1 rRNA gene is annotated in these 327 nt (G+C 51.9%); it reads left to right on the top strand.

What is annotated here, in order from left to right:
* Positions 1-327: ribosomal RNA gene (locus tag AB4111_RS31280) — 23S ribosomal RNA — on the top strand; the annotation flags it as partial.

Genomic DNA, 327 nt, shown 5'->3' with positions numbered 1-327 from the left:
GGTTAAGCTACTAAGAGCACACGGAGGATGCCTAGGCGCTAGGAGCCGATGAAGGACGTGGCGAACAACGAAACTGCCTCGGGGAGCTGTAAGCAAGCTTTGATCCGGGGGTGTCCGAATGGGGAAACCCAGCTGGGGTAATTTCCAGTTACTCAYAACTGAATACATAGGTTRTGYAGAGGCATACCAGGGGAACTGAAACATCTAAGTACCCTGAGGAAGAGAAAACAATAGTGATTCCGTCAGTAGCGGCGAGCGAACGCGGAGAAGCCCAAACCAGAGAGCTTGCTCTTTGGGGTTGTGGGACGTCTCACATGGAGTTACAAA

The sequence above is a fragment of the Paenibacillus sp. 2KB_22 genome (assembly GCF_052115745.1).
Lineage (GTDB): Bacteria > Bacillota > Bacilli > Paenibacillales > Paenibacillaceae > Paenibacillus.
This window is presented reverse-complemented; position numbering and strand designations above follow the sequence as displayed.